The organism is Micromonospora sp. NPDC005173, from assembly GCF_040608515.1.
Taxonomy (GTDB): domain Bacteria; phylum Actinomycetota; class Actinomycetes; order Mycobacteriales; family Micromonosporaceae; genus Micromonospora.
Genome location: NZ_JBEXIK010000008.1, coordinates 103,878 through 127,258, shown reverse-complemented (window position 1 = coordinate 127,258; position 23,381 = coordinate 103,878). Strand labels below are relative to the sequence as shown.

General features: G+C 74.0%; 23 protein-coding genes. 12 read left to right on the top strand and 11 right to left on the bottom strand.

Annotated elements, in window-relative coordinates; genetic code table 11:
- Positions 1-11: 11 nt before the first annotated feature.
- From ABZV00_RS12630 to ABZV00_RS12620, 3 genes are all read right to left on the bottom strand, one after another.
- A complete protein-coding gene (locus ABZV00_RS12630) occupies positions 12-1,709 on the bottom strand; it encodes a DNA polymerase Y family protein (protein ID WP_355605007.1) in 1,698 nt (565 codons plus the stop codon).
- A gap of 55 nt (positions 1,710-1,764) precedes the next feature.
- A complete protein-coding gene (locus tag ABZV00_RS12625) occupies positions 1,765-2,562 on the bottom strand; it encodes a hypothetical protein (protein ID WP_328418898.1) in 798 nt (265 codons plus the stop codon).
- Between the two features lie 102 nt (positions 2,563-2,664).
- Positions 2,665-3,114 (bottom strand): SAV_6107 family HEPN domain-containing protein, encoded by a 450-nt coding sequence (locus ABZV00_RS12620; RefSeq protein WP_328418899.1) that lies wholly within the window; start codon positions 3,112-3,114, stop codon positions 2,665-2,667.
- A 442-nt stretch (positions 3,115-3,556) separates the two neighbouring features.
- Between ABZV00_RS12620 and ABZV00_RS12615 the strand changes: the two genes are divergently transcribed.
- The 6 genes from ABZV00_RS12615 to crtI all read left to right on the top strand — a co-directional run bounded on the left by ABZV00_RS12615 (position 3,557) and on the right by crtI (position 8,873).
- A complete protein-coding gene (locus ABZV00_RS12615; protein WP_328418900.1) occupies positions 3,557-4,045 on the top strand; it encodes a YbaK/EbsC family protein in 489 nt (162 codons plus the stop codon).
- Positions 4,046-4,110: 65 nt separating this feature from the next.
- Entirely contained in the window at positions 4,111-4,848 is a 738-nt protein-coding gene (locus ABZV00_RS12610; protein ID WP_355605003.1) for a monooxygenase, read from the top strand.
- The gene (locus ABZV00_RS12605; RefSeq protein ID WP_328418902.1) at positions 4,845-5,396 is read left to right on the top strand and encodes a GNAT family N-acetyltransferase; all 552 of its coding nucleotides are present in this window, start codon (positions 4,845-4,847) and stop codon (positions 5,394-5,396) included. Before ABZV00_RS12610 ends, ABZV00_RS12605 begins: the two co-directional genes overlap by 4 nt.
- Entirely contained in the window at positions 5,393-6,250 is an 858-nt protein-coding gene (locus tag ABZV00_RS12600; RefSeq protein WP_355605000.1) for a carotenoid biosynthesis protein, read from the top strand. The genes ABZV00_RS12605 and ABZV00_RS12600 overlap by 4 nt, the downstream gene beginning before the upstream one ends.
- The gene (locus tag ABZV00_RS12595; protein WP_355604997.1) at positions 6,247-7,374 is read left to right on the top strand and encodes a glycosyltransferase family 2 protein; all 1,128 of its coding nucleotides are present in this window, start codon (positions 6,247-6,249) and stop codon (positions 7,372-7,374) included. The genes ABZV00_RS12600 and ABZV00_RS12595 overlap by 4 nt, the downstream gene beginning before the upstream one ends.
- Positions 7,375-7,385: 11 nt before the next feature.
- Positions 7,386-8,873 carry a phytoene desaturase family protein gene (gene crtI, locus ABZV00_RS12590; protein WP_355604994.1) on the top strand — a complete coding sequence of 496 codons (1,488 nt, stop codon included), beginning with the start codon at positions 7,386-7,388 and terminating at the stop codon, positions 8,871-8,873.
- A 59-nt stretch (positions 8,874-8,932) separates the two neighbouring features.
- On the opposite strand, the gene ABZV00_RS12585 is transcribed toward crtI, so the two are convergent.
- Both ABZV00_RS12585 and metF read right to left on the bottom strand, forming a co-directional pair.
- On the bottom strand, positions 8,933-9,622 hold the full coding sequence (locus ABZV00_RS12585) for a CDP-alcohol phosphatidyltransferase family protein (protein WP_328418906.1): 690 nt from the start codon (positions 9,620-9,622) through the stop codon (positions 8,933-8,935).
- Between the two features lie 44 nt (positions 9,623-9,666).
- The gene (gene metF / locus ABZV00_RS12580) at positions 9,667-10,584 is read right to left on the bottom strand and encodes a methylenetetrahydrofolate reductase [NAD(P)H] (protein ID WP_355604990.1); all 918 of its coding nucleotides are present in this window, start codon (positions 10,582-10,584) and stop codon (positions 9,667-9,669) included.
- 291 nt (positions 10,585-10,875) lie between these two features.
- Between metF and ABZV00_RS12575 the strand changes: the two genes are divergently transcribed.
- Both ABZV00_RS12575 and ABZV00_RS12570 read left to right on the top strand, forming a co-directional pair.
- Positions 10,876-11,277: a helix-turn-helix transcriptional regulator gene (locus ABZV00_RS12575; RefSeq protein WP_355604987.1), complete on the top strand. Its 402-nt coding sequence runs from the start codon at positions 10,876-10,878 to the stop codon at positions 11,275-11,277.
- Between the two features lie 9 nt (positions 11,278-11,286).
- Entirely contained in the window at positions 11,287-12,369 is a 1,083-nt protein-coding gene (locus ABZV00_RS12570) for a polyprenyl synthetase family protein (RefSeq protein WP_355604985.1), read from the top strand.
- Positions 12,370-12,522: 153 nt separating this feature from the next.
- On the opposite strand, the gene ABZV00_RS12565 is transcribed toward ABZV00_RS12570, so the two are convergent.
- The gene (locus ABZV00_RS12565; RefSeq protein WP_328426800.1) at positions 12,523-12,900 is read right to left on the bottom strand and encodes an Rv2175c family DNA-binding protein; all 378 of its coding nucleotides are present in this window, start codon (positions 12,898-12,900) and stop codon (positions 12,523-12,525) included.
- Between the two features lie 179 nt (positions 12,901-13,079).
- On the opposite strand from ABZV00_RS12565, the gene pknB reads away from it, so the two are divergent.
- Positions 13,080-15,065: a Stk1 family PASTA domain-containing Ser/Thr kinase gene (gene pknB / locus ABZV00_RS12560; protein WP_355604983.1), complete on the top strand. Its 1,986-nt coding sequence runs from the start codon at positions 13,080-13,082 to the stop codon at positions 15,063-15,065.
- A 1-nt stretch (position 15,066) separates the two neighbouring features.
- A complete protein-coding gene (locus ABZV00_RS12555; RefSeq protein ID WP_355604980.1) occupies positions 15,067-15,933 on the top strand; it encodes a deoxyribonuclease IV in 867 nt (288 codons plus the stop codon).
- Between the two features lie 106 nt (positions 15,934-16,039).
- Here ABZV00_RS12555 and ABZV00_RS12550 read toward each other — a convergent pair whose 3' ends face one another.
- The 4 genes from ABZV00_RS12550 to ABZV00_RS12535 all read right to left on the bottom strand — a co-directional run bounded on the left by ABZV00_RS12550 (position 16,040) and on the right by ABZV00_RS12535 (position 20,976).
- Entirely contained in the window at positions 16,040-17,071 is a 1,032-nt protein-coding gene (locus tag ABZV00_RS12550; RefSeq protein ID WP_355604978.1) for a GntG family PLP-dependent aldolase, read from the bottom strand.
- 110 nt (positions 17,072-17,181) lie between these two features.
- A complete protein-coding gene (locus ABZV00_RS12545; RefSeq protein ID WP_355604975.1) occupies positions 17,182-18,588 on the bottom strand; it encodes a class II 3-deoxy-7-phosphoheptulonate synthase in 1,407 nt (468 codons plus the stop codon).
- Between the two features lie 88 nt (positions 18,589-18,676).
- Positions 18,677-19,183, bottom strand: a complete 507-nt coding sequence (locus ABZV00_RS12540) for a nuclear transport factor 2 family protein (RefSeq protein ID WP_355604973.1) — start codon at positions 19,181-19,183, stop codon at positions 18,677-18,679.
- A gap of 179 nt (positions 19,184-19,362) precedes the next feature.
- Positions 19,363-20,976 carry a glycosyl hydrolase family 18 protein gene (locus ABZV00_RS12535; RefSeq protein WP_355604970.1) on the bottom strand — a complete coding sequence of 538 codons (1,614 nt, stop codon included), beginning with the start codon at positions 20,974-20,976 and terminating at the stop codon, positions 19,363-19,365.
- 167 nt (positions 20,977-21,143) lie between these two features.
- Between ABZV00_RS12535 and ABZV00_RS12530 the strand changes: the two genes are divergently transcribed.
- On the top strand, positions 21,144-21,638 hold the full coding sequence (locus tag ABZV00_RS12530; RefSeq protein ID WP_355604968.1) for a glutathione peroxidase: 495 nt from the start codon (positions 21,144-21,146) through the stop codon (positions 21,636-21,638).
- A gap of 119 nt (positions 21,639-21,757) precedes the next feature.
- On the opposite strand, the gene ABZV00_RS12525 is transcribed toward ABZV00_RS12530, so the two are convergent.
- Entirely contained in the window at positions 21,758-22,603 is an 846-nt protein-coding gene (locus tag ABZV00_RS12525) for a GNAT family N-acetyltransferase (protein WP_355604965.1), read from the bottom strand.
- 97 nt (positions 22,604-22,700) lie between these two features.
- Between ABZV00_RS12525 and ABZV00_RS12520 the strand changes: the two genes are divergently transcribed.
- A complete protein-coding gene (locus ABZV00_RS12520; RefSeq protein ID WP_355604962.1) occupies positions 22,701-23,375 on the top strand; it encodes an NADPH-dependent F420 reductase in 675 nt (224 codons plus the stop codon).
- The last annotated feature ends 6 nt before the right edge of the window (positions 23,376-23,381 follow it).

The following is a 23,381-nucleotide window of genomic DNA, read 5'->3' as shown; positions in this document are numbered from 1 at the left end:
CGGCTGAACACTCAGTCATAGATCGCCTCCACCAGCCACTGCCCGGCCTCGACGGCGAGCAGCAGGGCGGTGCCGTCGGCGAGGCCGACCTGAAACCGGGCCCGACGGCGGGCTTCCGCCGGCGCCCACCAGCGCTCGTCCACCGGCCACGGCCCCGCCCAGCCGACGATCTCCGCCGGCCGGCCGGTACCAACCACCAGCAGGGCGGGCGGGGCGCTCACCGCCAACCGCGCGCTGATCACCACCGGCTCTCCGGCGGCGTCGTGCACGGTCGCCGCGAGCGGGCTCGGCAGCACCACCGCCGGTGCCGGCGGTGGGAGCTGGCCGGGCCAGGGCGGGGCACCCCCCGCCACCCGGGCCCCGGCCCGCGCCGCACCACCGCCCGATCCGCCCAGGTCCGCCGACCGGCCCGAGACCGCCAGCCCACCGGGGGACGCCGACCCGCCCGGATACGCCGGGCTGCCCGGCGCCGGCGGGCCGGGACGGGTGGGGACGCGTTCGTCGCCCCAGGGCACCAGTCGCACCTGGTCGGCCGGGGAGCGCCCGCCGCCGAGCACCGCGGTGACCACCGCTTCCGGGCCGAGGATGCCCTGCACCCGACTCAACGCCCGGTGCGCCCGCTCCCGCTCCTCGCCGGTCTCCCCCCAGAGGCCGGACTGCAGGCCGGCCTGGGCGATCACCCCGTCCGGGATCAGCCGCAGCCGGATGATGCCGGCCGTCGGCCGGGCCGGTCGGGCACCGGCCCGGCCGTTGCTGCCGGAGAGCCACCCGTCGAGCTGCCAGCGCACCCGGTCGGCGATGGCCGCGGCGGTGAGCAGGCCGTCGTGCCGCCACACCCGGTGCAGCTCCTGCCCGTGCTCGGTGACCGCCTCGATGCCGAGCCGGGTGCAGGCCAGCCCGTGCCCGGCCAGCCGGTCGTGCAGTTGCTCGGCCAGCGCACGGGCGGCGAACGCCGCCGCATCGACCCGGTCGATCGGCTCGTCGTACTCGGCGGTCACCGTCAGGTCGGCCGGCGGCTGCCGGACGGCGAGCGGGCGGTGGTCCCGCCCGGCGGCCAGCCGGTGGGCCAGCGCGCCGTCGAACCCGAACCGGGCCAGCACGTCACCGGCCGGCAACGCGGCGAAGTCGCCGAGGGTCCGCACCCCCAGCCGACGCAGCAGGTCGGCCAGCGCCGGCCGGGCGAGCGCCTCGACCGGCAACCCGGCCAGGAACTCCGGCGTCCCGCCCGGCGCCACCACCCGGCCGGCGCGGGCGGCCAGCCCTGCAGCGAAGACCCCGTCGGCGACGCCGATCTGACTCTCCACCAGACACGACTGGGCGATGTGCTCGATGATCCGCTCGGCGGCCGCCTCCTCGCCGCCGAGGTAACGGCTCGGGCCCCGGGCGGCCACCGCGCAGGCGCCCGGGCGAACCACCTCGACGCCAGCGACCAACTCCTCCACTGCGGCGACCACCGGCTCGAACGCCCGGGCGTCCCGGCCGGGGTCGTACTCCACGACGGTGAGCTGCGGGCAGCGGCCCTGCGCCTCCCGCTTGCGCAGCCCCCGGCGCACCCCCTCGGCGCGGGCCCGCTCGGAGCAGGCGACCACCCGGTTGGCGTGCAGCACGGCGACCGGGCCGGTGGCCGGCACCCCGTCGACGATCTCGGCGGCGAGCACCGGCCAATCTGGGCACCACAGCAGCAGGGTCCGTACCGGTGAACCGGTCACCCCGGACCTCCCGGGCCAGGCTCGGCCGGAACGGCACCGCGCTCCGCGACCCCGGTCACGCCGGACTGACCAGGGTGAGGGCGCCCTGCCGGGCGGTGTCGGCGCGGACCCGGTCACCGGCCGGCGGCACCGGGCGGGGCCGGCCGGCGAACGGCACGGCCGGTCGGCCCACGGGCGACAGCACCGTACGAGGGATCACCCGGGTGAGCTCGTCACCGGGGAGCCAGACCTTGATCTCCTTGGGTCGGGCGGCCGCCCCGCGCCCGCGCGCCGAGACGGTGACCTCCCGGCGGCGCAGCCGGCCCCGGCCCGCCCCGAGCCCTTCCCAGACCCCACGGACCACCTGCAACGTCACGTCCGCGCCGTCCCACCGGCCGTACGGGACGAGCACGCTGCCGCGCTGCCGGGCCCGGGCGGCCAGTCGGGTGGCGACCGAGGCGGAGACCGCGGCCGGCACGGCGGTGACCACGACATCCACCCCGTCGATCAGCGCGGCGACCACGGTGGCCCACTCGGGGCCGGGATTCGGCACCAGGGCCAGCCGGTCCAGGGCGATGCCCAGCTCGGCGGCCGCGCCCGCGCCGAACGTCGGCACCCCGACCACGGCGCACCACGAGCCGGCACGGGACGCCTCGGCGAGCAGGGCCAGCACCAGCGAGGTGCCGCCACTGCGCCGAGGTTGACCGACGGCGACCGCGATGGTGCTGCCCCGACGCAGGCCCCGGTTGGGCAGCAGGCCGGTCAGCTCGGGCACCACCGGCAGCACCCGGTGGCCGCCCTCCGGATCGGGTGCGCTCGCCGGGCGTACCAGATCGGCCAGTGCGGCGGAACCGACCACCATGCGGCCCGCCATCGGACCAACCCCCCGTCGTTGCTGTGGATCAGATCAGGACCGGCACGCCGGTGACGCCGGCCGCCCGGCTCCCCCCATCGGGCGGCCGGCGTCACGGCGGGGTCATGCGGCGAGGCCGTCCAGGGCCGGTTGGTGAGCCACACCGAGCGCGGTCTCCACCACCGTGACGAACTGTTCGGCCGCGCGGAGCAGGTCGTCGGCCTCCCGGGCGCTGACCACCCGGGGGATGCCGGCCTCGGCGGCGGCCCGCTTGCCGGCACCGGCGGCGAAGAACCGGGCCCACTCGTCGAGCTCGGGGGCGACGGCGCAGAGCAGGACCCAGACGCTGGTGATCCGGTTACGCCGGCTCGGCGCGGGTCGGGCGCGGGCGGCGAGCAGGGCGGCCGCCGCGCGCAGCGCCGCCAGGTGGGCGGCCGCGTAGCGCAAACCGTCGGGTCGGGTCTGGCCGGCTTCGATCAGCCCGCGCCGGGCCAATGTGAGGAGTTGGGCGGGGGTGCGGTGCGGCAGCACGTGCGCCGGCACCGTCGGTGCCTGAGCCGGGTTGGTCGGCATGGACTGTCTCCTCCACGTGGCCGGGGCGTCGGCCGGCGCACTGATGCCGCCGATGAGACGCCGAGGTCGGGTGGTGCGGAGGAAGACGCACCGGGTGTGGCCGGCCGGGTGTGGATGCTTCCCCACACCACACCCGGCCGGCGTACCGGCGGGTTCGTCGCCCGCCGCCCGGGGGTCGTGGGCGGCGAGCGACGCTCCTGCCTGATGGGACCGGGCTCGCGACTGCCCGGAAACCCAGGTGCGGCCCGCGGAGCCACACCGCCCGGAGGTGGTGCCGCGAAACACCGCGCTCCGGCTGGTTGGAACGGGCGTTCGAGGCAATCGAACACTCGTTCTAACTGCTGCTGACAGTACACCTCCCCTCCGACGAAAATGCAACGTGTGACGCGCCGGCCGGTGCACCAGAGTGAACCCGGCACCGCGGACCGGGAAGAATGGCGGGATGCAGCCACACCCGAACGTACGGGCGGTGCAGGACGCGCTCACCGACGCCGGCGCACTCGACGGCGCTGGCCAGCCCAGCACGGTCCGCCTGCTGCCCGACGCGGTGCACACCGCCGCGGCAGCCGCCGAGGCGCTCGGCGTCCAGGTCGGCCAGATCGCCAACTCGCTGATCTTCGACGCGGACGACGCGCCGCTGCTCGTGCTCACCTCCGGCGCGCACCGGGTGGACACCGCCGGTCTGGCCGCGTCGATCGGGGTCACCCGGCTGCGCCGGGCCACCCCGGAGTTCGTCCGGACGCACACCGGGCAGCCGATCGGCGGGGTCGCTCCGCTCGGGCACCCGCGCGTACTGCGCACCCTGGTGGACACCGCGCTGGCGGCGTACCCGGAGGTCTGGGCCGCTGGCGGCGTACCGCAGGCGGTCTTCCCGACCACCTACGCCGAGCTGCTGCGGGTCACCGCCGGCACCCCGACCGAGGTGGCGTGAGCGAGCGAAGCGAGCGAACCAGCAGGCACAGCAGCGAGGCGCTCGCGACGCCGCGAAGCGGTGGCGTGAGCAGCGTTGGAGAGCTGGTCACCCTGCACGTGTGGCGGACGTCCCGCGGCGCGCTGCCCCGGGCGCTGACCCGGATGGCGGTGGACCCGGGCCGGCTGCGTGCCCTCCCGGGCGTCCGGTTCGGCAAGCTGCTGGGCACCGGGACCGGCACCGGCTTCGGCCCGGGTGACGCCGACCTGACCCGGTGGGCGGCGCTGACCGTCTGGGACTCCCCCGCCGCGGCGGCCGGCTTCGACGACTCGCCGGTCGGGCGCGCGTGGGCGCGGATCGCCCGTGCCCACGCCCGGGTCGACCTGCGCCCGCTGAGCAGCCGGGGTGAGTGGTCCGGGCAGCGGCCGTTCGGCGAGCCGTCGGGCGGCCGGGTCACCGGGCCGGTGCTGGCGCTGACCCGGGCCCGGCTGCGGGCCCGCCGGGCGGCCACCTTCTGGCGGGCGATCCCCCCGGTGGCCGCCGCCCTGCGCGACGCTCCCGGGCTGCTGGCCCGGTTCGGCGTCGGCGAGGCGCCACTGGGTTGGCAGGGCACGGTGAGCGTGTGGCGCGACCCGACGGACCTGGTGGCGTTCGCGTACCGTCACCCGGAGCACCGGGCGGCGATCATGCGAACTCCCACCGCGGGCTGGTACGCCGAGGAGTTGTTCGCGCGGTTCGAGGTGCGCGACGTGGTCGGCGACCGGACGGTGCTCGGATGGGTCGCCGACGGCGATTCGGGAACGGTGAAGGGTGGACGGGCATGAGGTTGGTGCGCTGGACGCCGGACGATCTCGTCCGGCGGCTGGACGACGTGGTGACCGTCTACGGCGAGGCGATGGGTTACCGCACCGACCTGCTGGAGGCCCGGCGCGGCTACATCGCCACCCACGTCCGCCGACCCGGGTTCCGGGCCGTGGCCAGCCTGACCAGCGAGGGGCACCTCGCCGGCTTCGGCTACGGCTACCTGGGCGGCCCCGGCCAGTGGTGGCACGACCAGGTGCACCGGGCACTGGACGTCCCGACCCGGCAGCGCTGGCTCACCCACTGCTTCGAGGTGGTCGAGCTGCACGTCCGGCCGCCCGCGCAGGGGCACGGCCTGGGCGCCGGCCAGCTGCGCGCGCTGCTCACCATGGCCGAGGGCGACACCACGCTGCTGTCCACCCCGGAGGCCGAGGAGCAGACCTCGCGGGCCTGGCGGCTGTACCGGCGGTTCGGCTTCGTCGACGTGCTGCGCGACTTCCACTTCCCCGGCGACGAGCGACCGTTCGGCGTACTCGGTCGGGACCTGCCGCTCGAGCCACCGGCGTCATGACCCGGCGGGTCTCCTGGACGCTGCTCGCGGTCCTGGTGCTCGCCCAGATCTGCTACCCGCTCACCAGCGGCGCCACACGGGCCGGGCTCACCGTGGCCACCGTCGTGCTCGGTTGGCTGCTCTCGGTCGGCCACGCGCTGCTCAGCCGGGGCCCCCGGGCCGCGGCGGCGCTGGTCGCGGTGGCCACCGGCGGCGGGTTCGCGATCGAGGCGATCGGGGTGGCCACCGGCGTGCCGTTCGGCAGCTACGACTACTCCGGGGAGCTCGGCCCCAAGCTGGCCGGGGTGCCGCTGATCATCCCGCTGGCCTGGACCTGGATGGCCTGGCCGGCCTGGCTGGCGGCGGTCCGGCTGACCGGCGGCAACAGGTCGACGGCTGGTGGCAACGGGTCGACGGCTGGCCGGCGGGTCCGGCGGGTCGCGCTGGCCGCACTGGGGTTGGCCGCCTGGGACCTCTTCCTCGATCCGCAGATGGTGGCCGAGGGCTACTGGACCTGGCGGAACGCCACCCCGGCGCTGCCCGGCCTGCCCGGCATCCCGGTCAGCAACTACCTGGGCTGGCTGCTCTTCGCGGTGCTGCTGATGAGCGCGCTGCGCCCGCTGGCCGGCCCGACCGCCGAGCACACCGACCAACGGGATCACCCGATGATCGCGCTCTACCTGTGGACGTACTTCTCCAGCATCCTGGCCCACGCGGTCTTCCTCGACCTGCCCGCCTCGGCGCTCTGGGGCGCGGCCGGCATGTCGGTGATCGCCGTGCCGCTGGCGGTGACCCTGCTGCGTGCCCGCCGGGCCCGCGACAACCACCGGGTGGATCACCAACCGCACCGGCCCGGCGTCGACGCGACCCGATGACCGTCCTGCTCGCCCTGCTGCTCGCCGTCGCCGCGCTGACCGGGCACACCTGGCTCAACGCCGCCCGCTGGCTGCGCCGGCCCACCGACCGACCGGACGAGGTCGGTGAGCTGGTCGCCGTACTGCTGCCGCTGCGCGACGAGGCCGCCCGCGTCATCCCCTGCCTGCGCGCCCTGCTCGCCCAGCGCGGCGTGCCCGGGCTGCGCGTCGTGGTCCTCGACGACGGGTCCACCGACGGCACCGCCGAGGTGGTCCGCGCGGTGGCCGGCGACGACCCTCGGGTCACCCTGCTCACCGGGGTCGCCCCGCCGCCGGGCTGGCTGGGCAAGCCGCACGCCTGCTGGCAACTGGCCACCCGGGCCGACCCGGCGGCCACCGCGCTGGTCTTCGTCGACGCCGACGTGGTGCTCGCCCCGCACGCCGTGGCGGCGGCCGTCACCGAACTGCGCACCGCCCGCGCGACGCTGCTGTCGCCGTACCCCCGGATCGTGGTGACGACGGCGGCCGACCGGCTGGTGCAGCCGCTGTTGCAGTGGCTCTGGCTGACCTTCCTGCCGTTGCGCGCGATGGAACGCTCGCCGCGGCCGTCGCTGGCCGCGGCGGGCGGGCAGTTCCTGGTGGTGGACCGGGCCGGCTACACCGCCGCCGGCGGGCACGCCGCGGTCGCCGACAAGATCCTGGAGGACATCGAGCTGGCCCGGGCGGTCAAACGGGCCGGCGGGCGCATCGCCCTGGCCGACGGCTCCCGGCTGGCCACCTGCCGGATGTACGACGACTGGCCGCAGCTGCGCGACGGGTACTCGAAGTCGCTCTGGGCGTCGTTCGGGCACCCGGGCGCGGCGGCCGCCGTGGTGGCGCTGCTGCTCCTGCTCTACACCGCGCCGCCGCTGGTCGCGCTGGCCGGCGTGGCGGCCGGCGCTCCGGTGGTGGCCGCCGTGGGTCTGGCCGGCTACCTGCTCGGAGCGGCCGGACGGGTGCTCACCGCCCGGGCGACCGGGGGACGGTGGTGGCCCGACGCGCTCGCACACCCCGTGTCGGTCGTGGTCCTCGGTTGGCTGACCCTGCGGTCGTACCATCTGCGAAAGCGTCGCCGCCTGACCTGGCGGGGCCGCCCGGTCAGCTAGGAGGGCGCGACATGGCGCGGATCGTGGTCGTCGGCGCCGGGGTGGGTGGCCTCGCCACCGCCGCCCGGCTGGCCGCCACCGGGCACCAGGTGACCGTCTTCGAGCGGGCCGACACGGTCGGCGGCAAGCTCGGCCGGTACACGCACGACACCCCGGCCGGGTCGTTCCACTTCGACACCGGGCCGAGCCTGCTCACCCTGCCCGAGGTCTTTCACGACCTGTTCGAGGCGACCGGGGCGAAGCTCGACGAATACCTCGACCTGGCCCCGCTGGACCCGATCGTCCGGCACGTCTTCCCCGACGGCGGCCCGGCGCTGGACTCCTGCACCGACCCGGTGGAGTTCGCCGCCCGGATCGGGGCCGCCTTCGGTGATCGGGCGGCGGCCGACTGGCAGCGGCTGTGGCGCCGGGCCGCACGGGTGTGGCACGCCTCCTCGCGGGACATCCTGCGCCGTACCGTCGACTCCCCCCGCGACCTCGCGTCGCTGGCCTGGCGCGTCGGTGACCTGGCCGCCATCGCCCCGGGCCGCACCCTGCGCGGGCTGGGCCGCCGGCACCTGTCCGACCCGCGGCTGCGGATGCTGCTGGACCGGTACGCCACCTACACCGGCGCCGACCCGCGCCGGGCGCCGGCGGCGCTGGCCGCGGTCCCCTACGCCGAGTTGACCTTCGGCGGCTGGTACCTGCGCGGCGGGCTGGGCACGCTCGCCGACGCGCTGCTGACGCGCTGCCTGGACCTCGGCGTGGTCGTGCAGACCGGCGCCGCGGTGACCCGGATCGACGCCACCGGCGGCCGGGTGCACGGGGTACGCCTCGCCGGCGTCGCCGCGCCGGTGCCCGCCGACGTGGTGGTGGCCAACGTGGACGCGCTCACCGTCTATCGCGACCTGCTGCCGCATCCGCGCCTGCTGGCCGGGCTGGCCGACCGCAGCCTGGCCGGTTTCGTGCTGCTGCTCGGCGTCTCCGGCAGCACCGGGCTGGCGCACCACAACGTCTTCTTCCCGCGCGACTACGACGCGGAGTTCGACGCGGTCTTCGGCAACCCGGGACGCGGCGTACGGGCCCGGCCGGCGGCCGACCCGACGGTGTTCGTCACCGTGGCCGACGACCCGATGGTCCGCCCGGCCGGGCACGAGGCGTGGTTCGTGCTGGTCAACGCCGCCCGGCAGGGCACCGCAGCGGGCGCGGTCGACTGGCGACGCCCGGGGCTGGCCGACGCGTACGCCGACCGGATCCTGGACGTGCTGGCGCAACGCGGCGTCGACGTGCGCGACCGGTTGCTGTTCCGCGAGGTCCGCACCCCGGCCGACCTGGACGTGGCGACCGGCGCGCCGGGTGGCTCGATCTACGGCACCGCGGGTGGGCTGCTCCGCCCGGCCAACCGGGGCCCGGCGCACGGACTGTGGCTGGTGGGCGGCTCCAGCCACCCCGGTGGCGGGCTGCCGATGGTGACCCTCTCCGCGCAGATCGTCGCCGACGAGATCGGCCCGGCCTGGTAGGGACGTTGTTGACGCCTGCGGGCAGCGCGGCGGTCAGCCTGCGTCGAGCAGCGCGGCGGTCAGCCGGCGTCGAGCAGCGCGCGGCGGACGGTGGAGAGCAGCTGCCCCAGGCCGAAGCCAGCCAGCAGCACCCACACCGCGGTCGCCATGGTGATGGTGCCGGCGGCCAGGTCCGGCTCGATCAGCCCGGCCAACCCGGCGACCAGCAACCCGACCAGCGCCACCGAGACCCGGGTGGGGCGTTCGCCCACGGTCACCGCGCCGATCTCGCGCATGCCGGCGGAGATCGCTCGGGACCGGACGTACTCGTGCAGCCAGGACAGCGCGCCGCCCGCGACGACCAGCGCGCCCGGCGCGCCGACCAGCCAGAACGCCAGCAGCCAGGCCACCTCACCGAGCCGGTCGGCGAGCGAGTCATAGACGTAGCCGAGCCGGGTGGTGCGACCGGTGGCCACCGCCACCGCCCCGTCCACGCTGTCGGCCACCGAGGCGAGCAGCACGAACAGCGCGCCGAGGAACGGCCCGTCGCCCGGCCGGGTCGCCAGCAACGGTACGCAGAAGCAGAGCAGCACCCCGGCCACGGTGACCGGGGTGGGGGTGACCCGCAGCCGGCCCAGCACGTACCCGACGTGGTACGAGAACCGCAGCCAGGCGCGCACCACCGGCGCGGCGGTCCGGGGGTCAAACCCGCCGTGCAGCCGCGCCCACGCCGTGGCGTACTGGTCCCAGTTCAGCTGTGTGCCCACCACGGATCAACCGTCGTGCCGGTCATCAGGTGTCGCGGACTTCCTGGTCACACCCGCGCGCCGGCCTTGAGGTTCTGCCAGACCTCGCGGGTCGCCGTGGACCGGTTGAGGGTGATGAAGTGGATCCCCGGCACGCCCTCGTCCAGCAGTCGGCGGCACATGTCGCTGGCCTGCTCGATGCCGAGCTGGCGGACCGCCTCGGGGTCGTCGGCGACCCGCTCGAAGCGCGTGGCCAGCGCTGGCGGGAAGGGCGCCCCGGACAGCTGCACGGACCGCTCGATGGTGCCGATCTGGGTCACCGGCATCACACCGGCCAGGATCGGGGTGTCGCAGCCGGCGGCGGCGACCCGGTCGCGCAGCCGCAGGTAGTCGTCGGCGTCGAAGAACATCTGGGTGACCGCGAACTCGGCGCCGGCCCGACACTTGCGGACGAAGTGCGCGGTGTCGCTGGCCACGTCGGCTGAGCGGGGGTGCTTGTACGGGAAGGCCGCCACACCCACGCTGAAGTCACCGGAGTCGCGCACCAGGCGGACCAGGTCCTCGGCGTAGTCCACGCCCTCGGGGTGGCGCACCCATTCGCCGCCCGGATCGCCCGGCGGGTCACCGCGCACCGCCAGCACGTTGCGGACGCCCACCCCGGCGAGCCGGCCGATCACGTGCCGTAGCTCGGCGACGGAGTGGTTGACCGCGGTCAGGTGGGCCATCGGCAGCAGGGTGGTTTCGGTGGCGATCCGCTCGGTCACCGCCACGGTGGTGTCCCGGGTGGAGCCGCCCGCGCCGTAGGTGATCGACACGAACGACGGGCGCAGCGACTCCAGCTCGCGGATCGCCTGCCAGAGCAGCCGCTCCCCCGCCTCGGTCTTGGGCGGGAAGAACTCGAACGAGAAGGTCGGCTGGCGGTCACGAATGAGCTCCCCGATCGCCGGCTGCGGATTGGGGAGTACCGAGGGAAGACCGAGCGCCACGACTCGACTCTAGCGGGCGGCGCCACCGCCACCCAGACGCTTCCCACGCCGGTATACGGATCGACGGGTCCGTGGGCGTATCCGGGCCCCGCCCGGCGACTGGCCGCGGCCTGCCCGCCCGGCCCGGCGGGCGCGAAGCCGTCGTACCCACGGGGTAGGAATGGGTGGCGCGGGAGGGGCGGCGGGGGCGGCCCGGGGGCACGCGCGGGGGTCAGCAGCCGACCGGTGACGCCGGTCCCGTCCGCTCAGGCGGGCGGGTCGTCACCGCACCGACCCCCGCCGGGAGGACCGATGACCCCGTCCCCACCACCGCGCCCGCCACAGCTCGGGCCGCTGCTCGCCCTGCGCCGGTCGGCTCTCGGCTGGAGTCAGCAGCGCACCGCCGCCGAGTTGTGTACCGCCGCGGGGGTGCCGACGCTGAGCCGGCACGAGGTGTCCCGGTGGGAACGGCAGCGGCGTGTCCCCGGAGGGTTCTGGCTCGGCTGGCTCGCCATCGTGCTGGACGTGCCGCTGGTGGTGCTCGCCGAGGCCGCCGCGAGCACCCGGCGAGCAGGCCCGACGCGGGTCGGCGGGCCGGGGCGGGCAACCGTGGCCAGCGCGCGGCCGGCCGGGCGGACGGGTCCGGGCCGCGCCGCCGGGCGGGCCGGCGGGACTACGCGTGGCGGTGGAGCGCGGGCCATGACGACCGGCTAGCGTCGTGGCGTGACCCACGCTGCTCCCGTGTCTCCCGTCGACCGCGCCGACCTGCGACAGCGGGTCGACAAGGCCCTCACCGAGTTCCTGGCCGGCCAGCGGGCCCGGTTGACCCGGGTGGACGACGCCCTGGTCCCGGTGGCGGAGGCGATCGAGGCGTTCGTGCTCGGCGGCGGCAAGCGGCTGCGTCCGGCCTTCGCGTACTGGGGCTTCCGGGGCGCCGGCGGGGTGGACTCCGACCAGGTACTCACCGCCCTGGCCGCGCTGGAGTTCGTGCAGGCCAGCGCCCTGATCCATGACGACCTGATGGACCGCTCCGACACCCGGCGCGGTGAGCCGGCGGTGCACCGGCGGTTCGCCGCCCGACACCGGGCGGCTGGCTGGGGCGGCGACCCGGACGGGTTCGGTGACGCCGCGGCGCTCCTGCTCGGCGATCTCTGCCTGGTCTGGTCCGACGAGCTGCTGCACTCCGCCGGGCTGGACCTACGGGCGGTGGCCCGCGCCCGGCCCGTCTTCGACGAGATGCGCACCGAGGTCACCGTCGGGCAGTACCTCGACGTGCTGACCCAGGCCACCGGGGACACCTCGGTGGAGCGGGCCAGCAAGGTCGCCCGGTACAAGTCGGCGAAGTACACGGTCGAACGTCCGCTGCTGCTCGGCGCCGCACTGGCCGACGCGACGGCCGACGTGCGGACGGCCTATTCGGCGTACGGGCTGCCGCTGGGCGAGGCGTTCCAGCTCCGCGACGACGTGCTGGGGGTCTTCGGCGACCCGGCGCAGACCGGCAAGCCCGCCGGGGACGATCTGCGCGAGGGCAAGCGCACGTACCTGGTCGCGGCGGCCGTGGAGGCCACCGACGACGCCGGCCGGGAGCTGCTGCTCGGCCGGCTCGGCGACCCGGAGCTGGACGAGCAGGGGGTGGCCCGGCTGCGTGAGCTGATCTCCGCGAGCGGCGCACTGGCCCGCACCGAGCAGCGGATCGTCACGCTCACCGACAGCGCGCTGGCGGCGCTGGCCGCCGTAGACCTGGACACCGAGGCCCGCCAGGCCCTGGTCGACCTAGCCATAGCCGCCACCCGCCGCGCCGACTAACCCCCTCCCCTCCCCTCCCCCTCCCGGCCCGGGCCTCCCGCCCCCGTCGATCATGAAGTTAGCGGCACGACTCGCCGGTGCGGACGCCGCTAACTTCATGATCGACGCGGGGGAACGCGGGGCGCGGAGCGCCGGGGGGCGCGGGGGGCGGGGTTAGAAGCCGAGGGCTTGGGCTCGGCGTTTGACTTCGCGGGCCTGGTCGCCGGAGAGGGCCGCGGCGGGGGTGGCTCCGGGGAGGGTCTCGTCCGGCTCGTAGAGCCAGCGCAGCGCGGCCTCGTCGTCGTAGCCGTTGTCGGAGAGCAGGTTGAGCACACCGGGCAGGTGCTTGAGCACGGTCTGGTTGGCCACCAGATCCGCCGGGATCCGCCGGATGCCGTCGCGGCGGACCGCCAGCAACTCCCGGTCGCGGATCATCTGGTGCACCTTGCTGATCGACACGTCGAGGCGCTCGGCGACGTCGGGCAGGGTGAGCCAGTCGGCCAGGTCGGCAGGTCCGGCGAGCGCGAGGCCGGGTACGGCCTGGTCGGGTATGGGTTCGGTCACCCGATCACCCTGCCACGCCACTGCCCGGACGAGCCACCGGCACCCCGGATGACCGGCACCAACCCGTCGGGACGGGGGCGGCGAACGCGGCGGGACGGACCAGGCCCAGCCCCGGCCTGTAGCATCCTGTTCAAACTTCGCCCCTTGGACACATAGACTCCCTGCCGATGGACACACAGGTCGCCGACACGTTGCTGGGCTCGCTTATCGACGGGCGCTACCGCATTCGCGGTCGCGTGGCCCGTGGCGGCATGGCGACCGTGTACACCGCCACCGACGAACGCCTCGAGCGCACCGTCGCTGTAAAGATCATTCATCCGACCCAGGCCCCCGAAGCCCGTGCCCGGATCGCGAACTTCGTGACCCGGTTCACCGACGAGGCGAAGACCATCGCCCGGCTGACCCATCCGAACGTGGTGGCGGTCTACGACCAGGGCACCCATGCCGGTCTGCCGTACCTGGTGATGGAGTACGTCCGCGGCCGCACGCTGCGCGACGTGCTGGCCGAGCGACGCCGGCTCAACCCGGACGAGGTGCTGGCCATCTCCGAGCAGATGCTCGCCGCGATCGCCGCCGCGCACCGGGCCGGCCTGGTGCACCGCGACGTCAAGCCGGAGAACGTGCTGGTCGCCGAGGCGCCCACCGGCGGCGTGGCCAACCTGGTGGACAGCGTCGTCAAGGTGGCCGACTTCGGGCTGGCCCGGGCGGTCGAGGCGAGCGCCGACGAGGAGCAGGGCAACCAGCTGATGGCCACCGTGGCGTACGTCGCCCCGGAGCTGGTCACGGAGGGTCGGGCCGACCCGCGTACCGACGTCTACTCGGCCGGCATCGTGCTGTTCGAGATGCTCACCGGTCGGGTGCCCTACGACGGGGACCGTCCGGTGGACGTCGCCTGGCAACACGTCGACCGGGACGTGCCGGCACCCTCGACGCTGGTGCCCGGCCTGCCGTCGATCCTCGACGACCTGGTTCAGCGGGCCACCCGGCGCGATCCGGGTGCCCGGCCAGCCGACGCTGGCGTGCTGCTGGCCGAGGTGCAGGTGGCCCGGGACGCCCTGGGCGACGCCAACAGCCGTACCACCGTGCTGCGCCGGGTGACCGACGAGCCGCCGATCTCCCAGCCGACCATGATGGTCGCCACGGTCCGCCCGGCTGAGCGCCCTGCCTGGGCCCGGCTGCCCGAGGGCGGCAACCAGGGGCCGGGCCGGCGGCGGGCCGCCCCCGAGCCGGCGGAGGGGCTGTGGTCCCGGCTCGCCGAGCTGCGCAGCACGGTGATGGGCAACCCGCGGGGCCGGCTGGCCGTCGCGGCCGTGGTGGTGGTGCTGGGTCTGGTGGCCGCCGTCGGCGGCTGGTGGTTCGGCGTCGGTCGCTACACGGCCGCCCCGCAGTTGGTCAGCCTGAGCAACGCCGACGCGCAGGCGCGGGCCGACCGCGCCGGGCTCACCCTGGCGTACGGCGAGCCGCGCTACGACGAGAAGGCCCCGAAGGACAGCGTGCTGGGGCAGAGCCCGGCGTCGACCACCAAGATCGTCAAGGGTGGCACGATCACCCTGACCCTCTCCCTCGGCCCGGAGCGCTTCCCGGTCCCGGACGTGATCGGCAAGGAGTTCGAGCTGGCCGAGGCGGACCTGGTCAACGCGAAGCTGGTGGTGGCCAAGGGCACCGCCCGCTACGACGACAGCCTGCCGGCCGGGGTCGTGGTGGACAGCTCCCCCAAGGTGGGCGCCGAGGTCAAACCTGGCGCGAAGATCACCCTCATCCTGAGCCGGGGCCGGGCGCCGGTGTCGGTGCCGAACCTGGTCGGCAAGAGCCTGACCGAGGCCCGGACCACCCTGGCCCAACTCAACCTGGTGCCGGTGGAGACCTACAAGGACTCCGACAAGCCCAAGGACGAGATCCTGGGTCAGAGCCCGGCCGACGGCGCCGGCGTGGAGAAGGGCACCCAGGTCAAACTGGAGGTCAGCAAGGGCCCGCCGGCGGTGGTCGTACCCCGCGTGATCGACCTGCCCTGCCCGCAGGCCAAGCAGGTGCTGGAGAGCCAGGGCTTCCCGGTGACGATCCAGTTCAACCCGAACGCCGTGGTCCGGTTCCAGAACCCGGGCGAGAACTCGCAGGTGCCGCCGGGCACCCAGGTCACCATCGGATGTTTCTGAGATGCCGGTGACCCGCTCCCGACCGGTCGGCGCACACACCCCCACCTCCGGTGGGCTGGCCAAGGCCGCCCTGCCGTACGCCGACGCGACCGGCGCCGAGGTGGTGCAGGTGTACGTCTCCAACTCGCGGGGCTGGGCGCTGCCCGCCGGTGACCCGGCGCAGGACGTGCTGTTCCGCGACGGCTGCGCCGAGCGGGGCATCCCGACCTTCATCCACGCCTCGCTGCTGGTCAACCTGGGCTCACCCACCCCGGCCACGGTCGAACGGTCGGCGCAGACGCTGGCGCACGCGCTGCGCCGGGGGGTCGCGATCGGCGCCCGGGCGGTGGTGTTCCACGCCGGCAGCTCGGTCGACGAGGGGCACGCCGAGGCGGCGATGCGACAGGTCCGCCAGGAGCTACTGCCGCTGCTCGACTGGGCCGCCGAGGTCGGCGGGCCGATGCTGCTGGTGGAGCCGAGCGCGGGCGGCGGTCGGTCGCTCGCCTCCCGGGTGGAGCAGCTCGGGCCCTACCTGGACGCGGTGGACCGGCACCCCATGCTGGGGGTCTGCTTCGACACCTGTCACGCCTGGGCCGCCGGGCACGACCTGGCCGTCGAGGGCGGGATGACGGCGACCCTGGACACGCTGGTGGCCACGGTGGGGGCGGACCGGCTGCGGCTGGTGCACGCCAACGACTCGAAGGATCTGTGCGGTTCCACCCGGGACCGGCACGAGAACATCGGCAAGGGCACCATCGGCGAGCCGGCCTTCGCCGAGCTGATGGCCCACCCGGCCACCGCCGGCGTCCCGGTCGTCGTGGAGACCCCCAGTGAGAAGCAGATCGGCCACGCCGCCGACATCGCCACCCTCACCCGCCTCCACCCCTAACCCCCACCCCACCCCACCCCAACCTGTTGATCAAGAGGTTTGCGTCATCCGGAGGCCGGATTCTGACGCAAACCTCTTGATCAACAGCGGGGACCGCGGGGTGGGGTCAGGCGGACAGGACGCTGGTGAGGACGGTGGTGGCGCGGCTGATGTCCGTGTCGTTGAGGCCCAGGTGGGTCACCAGGCGGGCGGTACGGGGGCCGAGCACGGAGATCAGTACGCCCTCGGCCCGCGCGGCGGCGGCCAGGGCGCGGGCGTCCAGCGCGTGCTTGGTCAGGTCCAGCGGGACCAGGTTGGTGCGGACCGCGGTGGCGAGCACGCCGAACGGCGCGACCGCCTCGGCGAGCCGGGCCGCCCTGGCGTGGTCCTCGGCCAGCCGGTCGACGTGGTGCGCGAGCGCGTACCGGCCGGCGGCGGCGAGGATGCCGGCCTGACGCATGCCGCCACCCATCCGCTTGCGGATCAGCCGGGCGCGTTCGATCTTCTCCGCGCTGCCCACCACCAGCGAGCCGACCGGCGCACCGAGGCCCTTGGAGAGGCAGACCGACATCGTGTCGAAAAGCCGACCGTACTCGATCAGAGGCACCCCGTCGGCGACGTGCGCGTGCCAGATCCGGGCGCCGTCGCAGTGCAGCGCCACCCCCGCGTCGTCGGCGACCCGACGCAGCGCCCGGAGGGTGGACAGCGGGATCACCCCGCCGCCGCCCCGGTTGTGGGTCTGCTCGACGGCGATCGCGCGGGTGGGGACGGCGAAGTAGCCGTCCGGCCGGATCATCCCGGCGACCGTCTCCGGGTCGATGTCCGCGCCGACCGCAGGCCAGGTCCGCGAGGAGATCCCGCCGTACGCGGCCGCGGCACCGATCTCGTACGTGACCACGTGCGCGTCGGCGTCGCAGAGCAGCTCGTCGCCGGGCGAGACCAGCAGTTGCAGGGCGATCTGGTTGGCCATCGACCCGCTCGGGGCGAACAGCGCCGCCTCGTGCCCGAACAGCGCGGCGACCTCGGCCTCCAGCGCGTTGACGGTCGGGTCCTCGCCGTAGACGTCGTCACCGACCTCTGCGGTGGCCATCGCCTCCCGCATGCCGGCGGTCGGCCGGGTCACCGTGTCGGAGCGCAAATCCACGAACATGTCAGCCACAGTTGTCCTTTCGGCTGCCGACTGCGGGGCTCGCAAGCTCACTCCTCGCGTCAGCCACAGTCATCCTCTTTCGGCTGCCGACTGCGGGGCTCGCAAGCTCACTCCTCGCGTCAGCCACGGAGCATCTCCGCTACCAGGAAGGCCAGCTCCAACGACTGCTGGGTGTTCAGTCGCGGGTCGCAGGCGGTTTCGTACCGGTCGGGCAGGTCGAGGTCCTCGATGCCCTGGGCGCCGCCGAGACACTCGGTGACGTCCTCGCCGGTCAACTCGACGTGCAGGCCACCGGGGTGGGTGTCCAGCCCTCGGTGCACCTCGAAGTAGCCGAGCACCTCGTCAACGATGCGGTCGAAGTGCCGGGTCTTGTAGCCGTTGGACGACTCGTGGGTGTTGCCGTGCATCGGGTCGCACTGCCAGACCACCTTGGCGCCGGCGGCGGTGACCTTGGCCACGATCGGCGGCAGGGCGTCGCGCACCCGGTGGTTGCCCATCCGGCTGATCAGAGTGAGCCGGCCGGGGACATTGTCCGGGTTGAGCTTCTCGCACAGCTCGATCGCCTCGTCGGGTGAGGTGGTCGGGCCGAGCTTGACGCCGATCGGGTTGGCGATCCGGGAGATGAAGTCGATGTGCGCGCCGGTGATCTGCCGGGTGCGCTCGCCGATCCAGAGGAAGTGCCCGGAGAGCCCGTACGCCCGGCGGTCGGAGACCCGGGTGAGCGCCCGGTCGTACTCCAGGGCCAGAGCCTCGTGGGAGCAGTAGAGGGTGACGGTGCGCAGCGCCTCGTCGTCAGTCATCCCGCAGGCCCGGATGAAGGCCAACGCCCGGTCGATCTCCCGGGCGATCGCCTCGTAGCGCTCCCCGGCCGGGGAGTTCTTCACGAAGCCCTTGTTCCAGTCGTGCACCGCGTGCAGGTCGGCGAGCCCACCGGCGAGGTACGCCCGGAGCATGTTCATCGCCGCCGCCGAGTTGGCGTACGCCCGGATCATGCGCTGCGGGTCGGCGACCCGGGCGGCCGGGTCGGCCTCCAGCGAATTGATCATGTCGCCGCGGTAGGCGGGCAGGCCGCGCGCGTCGGTGGGCAGCGAGCGGGGCTTGGTGTACTGCCCGGCGACCCGGGCCACCTTGACCACCGGCAGCGACGCGCCGTAGGTGAGCACGATCGCCATCTGGAGCAGGGTCCGGGCGTTGGCCAGCAGGTGGCTCTCGGTGTTGTCGGCGAAGGTCTCGGCGCAGTCGCCGCCCTGGAGCAGGAAAGCCTTGCCCTCGCAGACCAGGGCCAGCTTCTGCCGGAGCTGATCCACCTCGTAGGGCGCGACGACCGACGGAACGGTGTCGAGCACCTTGCAGACCTCGGCGACCGTGGCCGGGTCGGACCACGGCGGGGTCTGCTCGCGGGGCAACTCCCGCCATCGGTCCAGGCCGAGGGCCGCGTCCTCGGCGGAGTCGACGGTCGGTCGGCTGGTCTGCAGGCCCGGGCTGCCCACCCCGGGATGGCTCAGCTGATGCCACTCATGGCGCATGACAGAAAGCCTACGGCGGCCGTCGGGGTGCCCGGGCGGCGAGGGTGACGGTTCCGGCTGTTGGGAGATCAATCCCAGCGGGAGCAGGTCAGGACGCGGGCGAGGGGGCGACGCCGGTCGGCGTCGCGGCGGCCGGGACGCCACCCGGCGCCTCCCCCGCGATGCACCAGTCGCCGCCGTCGCGGGTGACGGTGAACACCAACGGTCGGGTGACCTTGCGCGTGCCGGCGGTGACCGAGACCGAGACGCTGACCTCCTGGCCGCGCGGACCGGACCGGACATCGGTGATGGCCGCCTCGGGCACCTCGAAATGGTCCGCGAAGTCGCCGTTGGGGCCGGTGGCACCCAGGTCGAAGCCCTCGTGCAGCAGCGCGCAGAGCTGGCTGCGACCGGCCGCGACATCCTTGGCGGTCATCGCGTCGAGGTACGCCTGCACCCGCTCACGGGACCGGGTGGCGGCCTCCTCGGCGGGGGCACGCTCGGGCTTGGCGGCCGGCTCATCGCCGCCGCCGCCGATCCCGCAGCCGACCAGGGCGACCGGCAGCAGCACCAGCCCAGCGGCGGTCGCGGCCAGCCTGCGGTGGGTCGAGCGCATGATCACCTCCGTCGACGGGGACATCGAGACTGCCGAGCCGCGAGTCTGCCACATCGGGGCCGGCCCGCCCAACGCCAGCGGCCCGGCCGACGCTGTGCGTCGGCCGGACCGGTCCGTCACGGGCGGGGAGGGACGGTGCGGCCCCTCCCCGCCGTGTGGGTGGTGCGTCGGCCCTCGGCTCAGCCGAGACCGCCCTTGATGGCGCCGATGAGCTCGCCGTTGCCGGTGTCACCGGAGAGCTCCCAGAAGAACGCGCCACCGAGGCCCTGGTTGTTCGCGTACGTCATCTTGCCGTTGATGGTCGACGGGGTGTCGTAGCTCCACCAGTTGTTGCCGCACTTGGCGTACGCGGTGCCGGCAACCGTGCCGGTGGTCGGGCAGGTGTTCTTGAGGACCTTGTAGTCCTCGATGCCCGCCTCGTAGGTGCCCGGTGCCGCACCGGTGGCGCTGCCGCCCGGGGCGGCCTGGGTGACGCCGGTCCAGCCCCGGCCGTAGAAGCCGACGCCGAGCAGCAGCTTGTTGGCCGGTACGCCCTTGCTCTTGAGCTTCTGGATCGCCGCGTCGGAGTTGAACCCCTGCTGTGGGATGCCGGTGTACGAGGTGAGCGGCGAGTGCGGGGCGGTCGGGCCCTGGGCGTTGAACGCGCCGAAGTAGTCGTACGTCATCGGCATCAGCCAGTTGAGGCTGCCCATGGCCCCGGCGTAGTCGGTGGCGTCGATCTTGCCGCCGTTGCTGCCGTCCGCGGTGATCGCGGCGGTGACCAGGGCGTTGGAGCCGAACTTGGTCCGCAGCGCGCCGACCACGTTCTTGAACGCGTTCGGACCGCTGCTGTCACAGGTCAGGCCGCAGGCGTTCGGGTACTCCCAGTCGACGTCGATGCCGTCGAAGACGTCCGCCCAGCGCGGGTCCTCGACCAGGTTGTAGCAGCTCTCGGCGAAGGCGGCCGGGTTCTGCGCGGCCTGCGTGAAGCCGCCGGACCAGGTCCAGCCGCCGAAGGACCAGATCACCTTCAGGTGCGGGTTCAACTGCTTGAGCTTGCGCAGCTGGTTGAAGCTGCCGCGCAGCGGCTGATCCCAGGTGTCGGCGACGCCGTCGACACTGTCCGCCGCGGTGTACGCCTTCTCGTAGTCGGCGTAGCTGTCGCCGATGGAGCAGCGGCCGCCGGTGGTGTTGCCGAAGGCGTACAGGATGTGGGTCAGCTTGGCTGCCGAGCCGCTGGTCTGGATGTTCTTGACGTGGTAGTTGCGGGCGTAGACGCCCCACTCGGCGAAGTAGCCGACGACCTTCTTGCCACCCGGGTTCGGCGGGGGCGTGGTCGGCGGCGGCGTGGTCGGTGGGGGCGTAGTCGGCGGCGGGGGCGTGGTCGGCGGCGGAGTGGTCGGCGGGGTGGTGCCTCCGCCGCACGCGGCGCCGTTGACGGTGCAGTTCAACGGCGCCTTGTAGGCGCCGGTGCCGTTGTAGCCCCAGCTGAACGAGGCGCCCGGGGCGAGACCGCCCGCCCAGCTCTTCTTGACCGCGACGTAGTGGTTGCCGCTGCTGGTCACGTCGGCGTCCCAGGCGCTGCTGATGGTGGTGCCCGACGGTAGGTCGAACTCGATGCGCCAGGTGCTGACCGTGGCGCTCGACCCGTTGGTGACGGTCACCCTCGTCTCGTGACCGGTCCCCCAGTCCTGTGCCTTGGCGAACGTGGCGGTGACGGTGCCGGCGCCGAACGCGGTGGTCATCGGCACCGCGGTGAGGGTCAAGGCGACCACGGCACCGGCCCAGAGGGCCCGGCGGAGCGATCTTTTCATGAGGCGTCTCCCGAACTGTTAGGAAACTTTCCAAAAGAGATGGTGAGACGGTACTCAGCACGTCATCACTTCGTCAAGATGTGCATGTATCGATTTCTCCTGGTGCGTGGAGTGCACCTGCTCCACCCGTCACCGGCGCCCCGTCGGCCGGCAAGTAGCCTCGAACCATGACCGTCTTCGACATCCCGATCGACGCTCTCAGCGGTGGCCCCGCCGACCTGGCCCGCTACCGCGGCAAGGCGCTGCTGGTCGTCAACGTCGCCTCCCGCTGCGGCCTGACCCCCCAGTACGCCGGCCTGCAGGCCCTCGCGGACTCCTACGCCGACCGCGGCCTGGTGGTGCTCGGCGTGCCCTGCAACCAGTTCGCCGGGCAGGAGCCGGGCAGCGCTGCCGAGATCAGCGACTTCTGCCAGGTCAACTACGGGGTCACGTTCCCGCTGACCGAGAAGGTCGACGTCAACGGCCCCAACCGGCACCCGCTCTACGCCGCGCTGGTGGACACCCCGGACGCCGACGGGCACACCGGGGACGTCCGGTGGAACTTCGAGAAGTTCCTGGTCGCCCCGGACGGCACGGTCGCCGCCCGGTTCGCCCCCACCGTCGAGCCCGGTGCCGACGAGCTACACGCCGCCATCGAGAAGCTGCTTCCCCCCACCCCCTAACCCACGACCCGACCCACAACCCGACCCACGGGCCGATCATGGACTTGTGGTGCCCGACGCGTCATGGTTCGCCGGATTCGTCCCCCGCCACAACTCCATGATCGACCGTGGGAGGGGCGTTAGCGCGCGACGAAGCGCCACTGGGGCACGTCGACCTTCGGGCGGTAGCCGAGCACCTGGTAGATCCGGTTGCTGGTGGGATTGGCCAGGTCGGTGTAGAGCGTGCACGCGGCGGCGCCGGTATTCAGCGCGTACCGGCTGACGTGCGCGACACAGGCGCTGGCGAAGCCGTGCCCCCGCCACTTCGGCGGCGTGTACACGCCGCTGACCCGGACCACCCCCGCCACCGGCCGGCTCAGCCAGGCCGTCGCGACCGGCGTACCGGCCTGTTCCCACAGCCAGAGCAGGTCGCCGTGCGGCAGCCGGGCGTCGATCTGCCGGGCGGGGTCCACCGGCGACCCGCCGGGCGCCGTCTCGGCGAGGAACGCGGCAGCCCAGGTGATCAGCAGGTCCCGGTCCGCGGTGGTGGTGGGTCGGGCCCGCCCGGGTACGCCGACCGGCGACCGGACCGCGGCCAGCTCGAAGATCCGCTGCGCAGTTCCGGGTACGGCCACCAGGTGGGCGCACTCGGCGTACCGCTCGGCGAACTCCCCGACGGCCGGAACCGGGCCGTGCACCTCGGCCAGCGGCGGCGCCGCCCGGACAAAGTGGTCGGCCAGTGCTCGCGCGGCGGCCACCGACACCGCGCCGAGCAGCGGCCCGCGCGGCGGGGTGTGCACCGCCACGCCCACCGTCGCGCCGCCGTCGACCACCCGGACGAACTGCTCGTCACCGGAGAGTGGCACGTCCCCGGACAGCCGGTCCGCGACCAGCGTGAGCAGTACGTTGTGCAGGACAGGCTCGCGGCGCAGCCAGGCGTCGGCTGCGGCGGTGAAGGTCGCGAGATCCTCGGTCAGACACTGCACGGACGGGATTCTGCGCACCGGTCGGCACGCCGGCAACCGGAATAACCCACCGCACCAGTCGGGAATGTGTCGCGGGTGGACGGAGTTGGGAACGAGCATGACAACTGTGGGACTGATCGGCAGTGGCCACATCGGTGGCAACGTGGCCCGGCTGGCGGTGGCCGCCGGGTACGACGTGGTGCTGAGCAACTCGCGCGGGCCGGAGACGCTCACCGACCTGGTCGATGAGTTGGGCAAGCATGCCAGCGCCGGCACGGCACAGGACGCGGCGCAGGTGGGCGATCTGGTGGTGGTCAGCGTTCCGCTGAAGGCGTACCGGGCGGTGCCGGTGGAGCCGCTGGCCGGCAAGGTCGTCATCGACACCAACAACTACTACCCGCAGCGCGACGGGAACTTCCCGGAGCTGGACTCCGGCGAGATCACCAGCAGCGAACTGCTCCAGCAGCACCTGCCGGAGTCCCGGGTGGTGAAGGTCTTCAACAACATCTTCTTCAAGCACCTGGCCGCGCTGCCCCGGCCCGCCGGCGCGGCCGACCGCAGCGCCCTCGCGATCGCCGGCGACGACGCCGCCGCGAAGGCCGAGGTGACCGCCTTCCTGGACCGGATCGGCTACGACGCGGTGGACGCCGGGTCGCTGGCCGAGGGGTGGCGCTACCAGCCGGACACCCCGGCCTACGGAACCATCTACTCCGCCGACCCGACCGACTGGGAGCACCCGGCCCAGAGCGACGCCGAGAAGCTGCGCACCGCCCTGGCCGCCGCCACCCGCTGACCACCA

Bases quoted from the DNA above. Each gene is read 5' to 3' on its own strand.
- ABZV00_RS12625 (WP_328418898.1), bottom strand. From the start codon at position 2,562: ATGGCGGGCCGCATGGTGGTCGGTTCCGCCGCACTGGCCGATCTGGTA.
- ABZV00_RS12620 (WP_328418899.1), bottom strand. From the start codon at position 3,114: ATGCCGACCAACCCGGCTCAGGCACCGACGGTGCCGGCGCACGTGCTG.
- ABZV00_RS12615 (WP_328418900.1), top strand. From the start codon at position 3,557: ATGCAGCCACACCCGAACGTACGGGCGGTGCAGGACGCGCTCACCGAC.
- ABZV00_RS12605 (WP_328418902.1), top strand. From the start codon at position 4,845: ATGAGGTTGGTGCGCTGGACGCCGGACGATCTCGTCCGGCGGCTGGAC.
- ABZV00_RS12600 (WP_355605000.1), top strand. From the start codon at position 5,393: ATGACCCGGCGGGTCTCCTGGACGCTGCTCGCGGTCCTGGTGCTCGCC.
- ABZV00_RS12595 (WP_355604997.1), top strand. From the start codon at position 6,247: ATGACCGTCCTGCTCGCCCTGCTGCTCGCCGTCGCCGCGCTGACCGGG.
- crtI (WP_355604994.1), top strand. From the start codon at position 7,386: ATGGCGCGGATCGTGGTCGTCGGCGCCGGGGTGGGTGGCCTCGCCACC.
- ABZV00_RS12575 (WP_355604987.1), top strand. From the start codon at position 10,876: ATGACCCCGTCCCCACCACCGCGCCCGCCACAGCTCGGGCCGCTGCTC.
- pknB (WP_355604983.1), top strand. From the start codon at position 13,080: ATGGACACACAGGTCGCCGACACGTTGCTGGGCTCGCTTATCGACGGG.
- ABZV00_RS12555 (WP_355604980.1), top strand. From the start codon at position 15,067: ATGCCGGTGACCCGCTCCCGACCGGTCGGCGCACACACCCCCACCTCC.
- ABZV00_RS12545 (WP_355604975.1), bottom strand. From the start codon at position 18,588: ATGCGCCATGAGTGGCATCAGCTGAGCCATCCCGGGGTGGGCAGCCCG.
- ABZV00_RS12540 (WP_355604973.1), bottom strand. From the start codon at position 19,183: ATGCGCTCGACCCACCGCAGGCTGGCCGCGACCGCCGCTGGGCTGGTG.
- ABZV00_RS12535 (WP_355604970.1), bottom strand. From the start codon at position 20,976: ATGAAAAGATCGCTCCGCCGGGCCCTCTGGGCCGGTGCCGTGGTCGCC.
- ABZV00_RS12530 (WP_355604968.1), top strand. From the start codon at position 21,144: ATGACCGTCTTCGACATCCCGATCGACGCTCTCAGCGGTGGCCCCGCC.
- ABZV00_RS12520 (WP_355604962.1), top strand. From the start codon at position 22,701: ATGACAACTGTGGGACTGATCGGCAGTGGCCACATCGGTGGCAACGTG.